Source organism: Treponema sp. UBA7570 (genome assembly GCA_002477955.1).
Classification (GTDB): domain Bacteria; phylum Spirochaetota; class Spirochaetia; order Treponematales; family Treponemataceae; genus Treponema_D.
In genome coordinates this window covers 14,347-19,781 of the sequence record DLLE01000016.1, presented here as the reverse complement: position 1 = coordinate 19,781, position 5,435 = coordinate 14,347, and the positions used below count along the sequence as shown (strand labels likewise).

Annotated in this window: 6 protein-coding genes and 1 pseudogene; 6 read left to right on the top strand and 1 reads right to left on the bottom strand. The window is 38.7% G+C overall.

Going from position 1 to position 5,435, the window contains the following annotated elements; translation table 11 throughout:
* Positions 1-17 precede the first annotated feature (17 nt).
* The gene (locus B4N75_RS01600; RefSeq protein WP_296706424.1) at positions 18-1,040 is read right to left on the bottom strand and encodes a glycosyl hydrolase family 18 protein; all 1,023 of its coding nucleotides are present in this window, start codon (positions 1,038-1,040) and stop codon (positions 18-20) included.
* Positions 1,041-1,484: 444 nt separating this feature from the next.
* Between B4N75_RS01600 and B4N75_RS01595 the strand changes: the two genes are divergently transcribed.
* The 6 genes and pseudogenes from B4N75_RS01595 to B4N75_RS01570 form a co-directional block, all read left to right on the top strand.
* On the top strand, positions 1,485-2,486 hold the full coding sequence (locus tag B4N75_RS01595; protein ID WP_296022538.1) for a 2-hydroxyacid dehydrogenase: 1,002 nt from the start codon (positions 1,485-1,487) through the stop codon (positions 2,484-2,486).
* 72 nt (positions 2,487-2,558) lie between these two features.
* Positions 2,559-2,888: a hypothetical protein gene (locus B4N75_RS01590; RefSeq protein WP_296667114.1), complete on the top strand. Its 330-nt coding sequence runs from the start codon at positions 2,559-2,561 to the stop codon at positions 2,886-2,888.
* A gap of 2 nt (positions 2,889-2,890) precedes the next feature.
* Positions 2,891-3,619 (top strand): hypothetical protein, encoded by a 729-nt coding sequence (locus tag B4N75_RS01585; RefSeq protein ID WP_296022540.1) that lies wholly within the window; start codon positions 2,891-2,893, stop codon positions 3,617-3,619.
* 107 nt (positions 3,620-3,726) lie between these two features.
* Positions 3,727-4,338, top strand: a complete 612-nt coding sequence (locus tag B4N75_RS01580) for a V-type ATP synthase subunit E (protein ID WP_296667118.1) — start codon at positions 3,727-3,729, stop codon at positions 4,336-4,338.
* Positions 4,339-4,893, top strand: coding sequence for a DUF2764 family protein (locus B4N75_RS01575; protein ID WP_296022542.1), 555 nt, complete (start codon positions 4,339-4,341; stop codon positions 4,891-4,893).
* Positions 4,893-5,435: pseudogene (locus tag B4N75_RS01570) on the top strand (V-type ATP synthase subunit A); the annotation flags it as partial. The gene B4N75_RS01575 and the pseudogene B4N75_RS01570, both read left to right, overlap by 1 nt.

The following is a 5,435-nucleotide window of genomic DNA, read 5'->3' as shown; positions in this document are numbered from 1 at the left end:
GATTGCGCGCTTTTTTTTTATTGATTTTTCACAGGCTCTTTTATTTTTAAGTGCTTCCAGTATGCTTCGTCTTCTTGTCCGATTCTCCAAAAACTCAGGGCTCTTATTTCATTTTCTGCGTACATTTTTGTCCGGACAAAAAGGGATGTCTCATCGTCGTAAAAAGCCGTTATATTCAGTTTTTTTGTAATTGTAAAACTTGGAATTCCATATTCATCGCGTTTGTGGTTTTTTATCTTGTTTTCTTCGATTATTTTTTGCAGTGTCGGGTAAATGTATGCCTTTCCGCCGAGAGTATCATCTCTCCAGGCTCTTCCGTAGAACGAAAGCCCCATTACAAGTTTTTCTGGAGGAATTTGGCTTTTTGCATAGTCTGAAATTTTTTTGCACCAGCCAGTGCTTGCTATCGGCCCCGGCTTGCTTGTGGACCAGTGCTCATCGTAGGCCATTATGATGATTTTATCCGCAACCTTTGCAAGTTTTTCATAATTATAGGCGTCTTTTGAAAGAGTTCTTGTTCTCGCAGGAATTGCAATAGAAAGTGTCTTTTCGCCAAGTTTTGATTTTAAAATTTTCAAAAACTCAATAAAATTTTCATCATCTTCAGAACTTACAAGCTCCCAGTCAACCTGAAGCCCGTCATAAGTCTTGCTGGCCTCTATTAAGCCGTCAATGATTTTATTTCTGAGCGGAAGTTCTGGCAAAAGCAAAAGATGGGTTTGCGAGCGCGAGTCGCAGCTTGTTACAAGGTGAACTTTTACCGGACAGTCAGAAAAATATTTTTCCTTAGGAGGCGTTGCCGGCACCTCGCTAAATGCCGAAATCGCTTCTGTAAAATAGCCTATGTCGGTAAGAGGAAGGCCTGGATTGTACGAATCTTCTCTTTTGTAAAAAACATAGCCCCAAAGCTCTTCAAATTCTACTGTCTCGTCCTCAGAAAAACCTTTCTTAAAATCTCCATTTTTTGCCTTTGGCGCCGAAGAGCATGAAAACAGCAGAAACAGAAAGAAAAAAACGTTTAGCTTAAAAAAAATCTTCATATCTATAGAATAACAAAAAAAATTCAAAAAATCTAAAAAAATCTTCTTTGCTTGAATCCGGGCGGCTTTTTGCCTTGCAAAAACCGAGCTTTTCAGGGCTGCGGTTTTCACCTCCGGTATTTTTGCTATGCAAAAATACACGCTTTGCGTCCCTTTCAATCTCTGCCGCAACAAAAATGCTAAAAAAAACGCATTCTTGTTACTCTATGCTGACTTAGAATCTTTTTCTTGTTATAATCCGCTTAAAAATATTTGTTTTTTAATTTTGTATTCAATTTTATGGATGCATGATAAAAACAGCCGAAAATGTCGTCTGTTTTCATCTCAAAAAGTTTGCGTTGCAAACTTTCTTATTATCTGTTGTTTCTCACTTTGTGCGAAACAGCTTAAAAAGTCAATCAAAAACTGAGGTTTTTATCTTGACTTTTTATAGGAGGAAAATTTATGGTAAAAATTGCTTTCTATGACACACGTTCGTACGACAAGTCTTCTTTTTGCTCTGAAAACGAAAAATTTGGTTTTGAAATTGACTATTTTGATTTTAAATTGACTGAAAAAACTGCGTTCACTGCAAAAAATTTCGACGCTGTTTGTGTTTTTGTAAATGATACCGTCGATTCTTCCGTCCTTAAAATATTAAAAGAATGCGGAGTAAAGCTTGTTGTTTTAAGATGTGCAGGTTTTAACAATGTTGACCTGTCTGCCGCATCTTCTTTTGGAATAAAAATTGTCCGTGTTCCGGCTTATTCTCCTCACGCAGTTGCAGAGCATGCGCTGGCGCTTTTAATGTCGCTTACTAGGCATATTCCTCAGGCTTATTTAAGAACAAAAACCCAAAATTTTAGCATCGAAGGTCTTACTGGCCGTGATCTTTTCGGTCTTACTGCAGGAATTTTCGGCACTGGGAAAATTGGACGGATAATGGCTGGAATTTTAAAAGGGCTTGGCATGAAAATCATCTGCTATGATCCTTATCCGGACGAAAAATGGGCTGAAAAAGAAGGCTTTTCTTATGTCGATGTTCCGGCTATTTTTAAGGAAAGCGATGTTTTAAGTTTTCATTGCCCGCTTACGCCGGAAACAAGGCATATTGCAAATCACGATACAATGAAAACTATGAAAAGCGATGCTGTCATTATTAACACAGGCCGCGGCGCTTTAATCGACACTAAAGCTCTTGTCCACGCTTTAAAGCACAAGCATATCGGAGGAGCCGCGCTGGATGTTTACGAGGAAGAAAGCGCTTTCTTTTTCAATGACCATTCAACGGAAGTAATAACAGACGATGTTCTTGCAAGACTTTTAACGTTCCCTAATGTTCTTATAACCGGACATCAGGCGTTCTTAACGACGACTGCGCTTTCAAATATTGCAGAAGTTTCGCTTCAGAACGTTAAGGATTTTCTTGAAAACAAGGAACTCAAAAACGAAGTAAAAATTCTCTAAAAAAATCATTTTTGATTTTTTTTCATTCCTGAGTTTTGTTGATTTTTATATTTTTTGGAGTAAAATTAGATTATGGCAATACAACCGATTGATCTTCAGACAATATATTCTCAAATGGGCAATGTCGCAAAAAATGTTGCCCACCAGCAGAACGGAAATCAATTGACTCAGGCGATGCAGGAAAATGCTGCCGTTCAGCAGAAGCAGGAGCAATTAGCTCAGGTTCACAAAACCGCCGAAAACGAAGCTGTCGCTAGTCAGATAAAAGACGGGGCTCATCAAAATAATTCTTTTCAAAATCAGAGAAATCAGAAAAAAAATCAGGAAGAAGAACTTGAAAAAAATAAGCTGACAGAAATCCGTGAATCTTTTTTGGGACAAAATATTGATATTTCGAGGTAGATATGCAGGGAATTGCAGTTCTGGCATTTATTCTTTGTTGCTTGAATATAACCGGCTGGCTTGTATTTTTAAGAAAATTTAAAAGGCTTTTTACGACCGAAGATATTATTTCTAAAACTCGGCTTGAAGTTACACGGATGATTGAAGATGTAAACCGCACGACCTCAAAAAATTTGGATTTAATCGAAGAAAAAATCAAACAGTTAAAGGCAGCTTCGGCTGACGCAGGACGTCATATTGCTGTTGCAAAATCAGAATTAGAAAAACGTGCTGCTCTGGCGCAATTTAACAGGGCGATTTCTGAAAAATCTGAAGTTTCTCAAAAAAATGAAATTCATCCTAAAACTCAAAATCATTCCCTTTATGGAAGTGAGGCACCTTACGGAAGAATTTCCGATGCATTGCAGGCCTCTAGCGCATATCAGATAACATCAAAAGGCAAAAGGGAAGTTGACAGCGAGCAGGGGGAATTATTTGAAAAGCAGGAAGAAAAATATATAAAATCGCCTTCGGGAACAAAATTTATGGTCGATAGCGAAGGAGCCGGATTTGCTTCAATTCCAAAAATCGGGGAAAATGTTTTTTATTCGGACAACCCGATAAAACCTAAAAAAACAATAAACGAACAGATAAAGGAGCTTTCAAACCGCGGTTACGATATTGAAATGATTGCGCGCGAACTTAACCTTACAACGACGGAAGTTCAATTTTCGTTGGATATGGAATTTTAAAAGTTTGCAATCATTAACGCAAAGTTATTTAACGCCATCAAGTTTTGGTGGTATATTTAAAGAGATAGTTTTTTAACTAAACAAATTCACAAAAAAGAGAGGATAGCATGGACACCCACGTTGAAGAACTGATTGACAGAATCAAAAAAGATGGCGTTGCCGTTGCTGAAAACTCTGCCTCAGAAAAAATTGCACAGGCTCAGAGAGAAGCCGACAAGATTATTCTTGATGCAAAACAAGAAGCGGAGAAGATTCTTATGCAGGCTAAGGAAGAGACAGCCCGCCTGGAAAAAGCAAGTGAAGATGCCATTAAACAAGCCGGAAGAAACCTTCTTCTGCAATTTAAAGACAGTATAACAAAAGAGCTTTCTGCGCTCATAAAACAGGAAGTATCGGAATCTTATTCAAAAGATTTGCTGTCAACACTTGTGCCAGAAGTTGTAAAGGAATGGGTAAAAAACAGTTCTGCCGAAGATGTTTCTGTTCTTTTAAACGAAAAAAGCTTAAAAGAAGTTGAGGCAAATCTAAAAGAAGCATTGAAAAATGAAATTTCTGCCGGACTTACATTGAAAGTTGACAATTCCGTTTCAAACGGATTCCTTATTGGGGTAAAGAATGGAGCGGCATTCTATGACTATTCAGCAGAAGCTGTAGCTGACTTGTTCAGTGCATATTTAAATCCTAGAGTTGCTGCATTGATGAAAGAGGCGGCTAAATAAGTGAGTAATCAGTATTATCTTTTGGCACAGCTTCCATCTTTCTCAGTTACTGACGAAAAATCGGTGTTGCCGGTTACAGAAGAATACTTTTATGATCTCTGCTCGCGTTTTCTCGACAAGAAAAGTTTTGAACAGGTAAAGCTTCTTTCTTTGACACCTCCGTTAAAAAAAGTTTCAACAGGTTCTGTTTTTCTTGACAAATGGTATGACGGTGAACGTAATCTTCGTTTTGCTTTGGCCCAAATCCGCGCACTTCGCATGAATAAAAAATTCGAGATAGAAAACGAAAGTTTCTCTCCTGACGTGATTCAGGCGGCTCGTACTGCGACTGGAATGGAAAGTCCGTTGGCTGCCGAACAGTTCTTGAATCAATACAGGCTGAATCTTTTGGACAGCATTCGTCCTGCCGATGAGTTTTCTGTTGATGCTGTTTATGCCTATGGATTACGCTTAAAACTCGCATTAAGAATGAAGATGTTCAATGCAGAGAAAGGTATGATTTCTTATCATAAAATCTATGATTCAATTCTCAAGGGAGATATGGGAGATAAATAATGACGGATACAAAAGGAAAGGTAGTCGGCGTTAATGGAAACATGGTTTCTGTCGAATTTGATGGAAATATCTCCATGAACGAAGTTGCCTATGTGAAAGTTGATAATTCAAGCCTGAAAAGCGAGGTAATCCGTATCCGCGGAAATATAGCCCAGCTTCAGGTTTACGAAATGACAAAAGGAATAAAAACTGGGGATGCTGTTGAGTTTACCGGTGATTTGCTTTCTGCTGAGCTTGGTCCGGGACTTCTTGGCCAGGTTTACGACGGTTTGCAGAATCCGCTTCCTTTGCTTGCTGAAAAAGCAGGATGGTTCCTTGAAAGGGGGATTTATGTAAACCCTCTCGACAGAACCAAAAAATGGGCGTTTACACCGACTGCAAAGCCCGGTGATGTAAAAAAAGCCGGCGAATATATCGGAACTGTTCCTGAAGGTCCGTTCACGCACAAGATTTTTGTGCCGTTCTATTTGCTTGGTTCGTACACTGTAAAATCTATAAAACCTGCTGGCGAGTATACTCTTGATGACAAGGTCGCTGTTCTT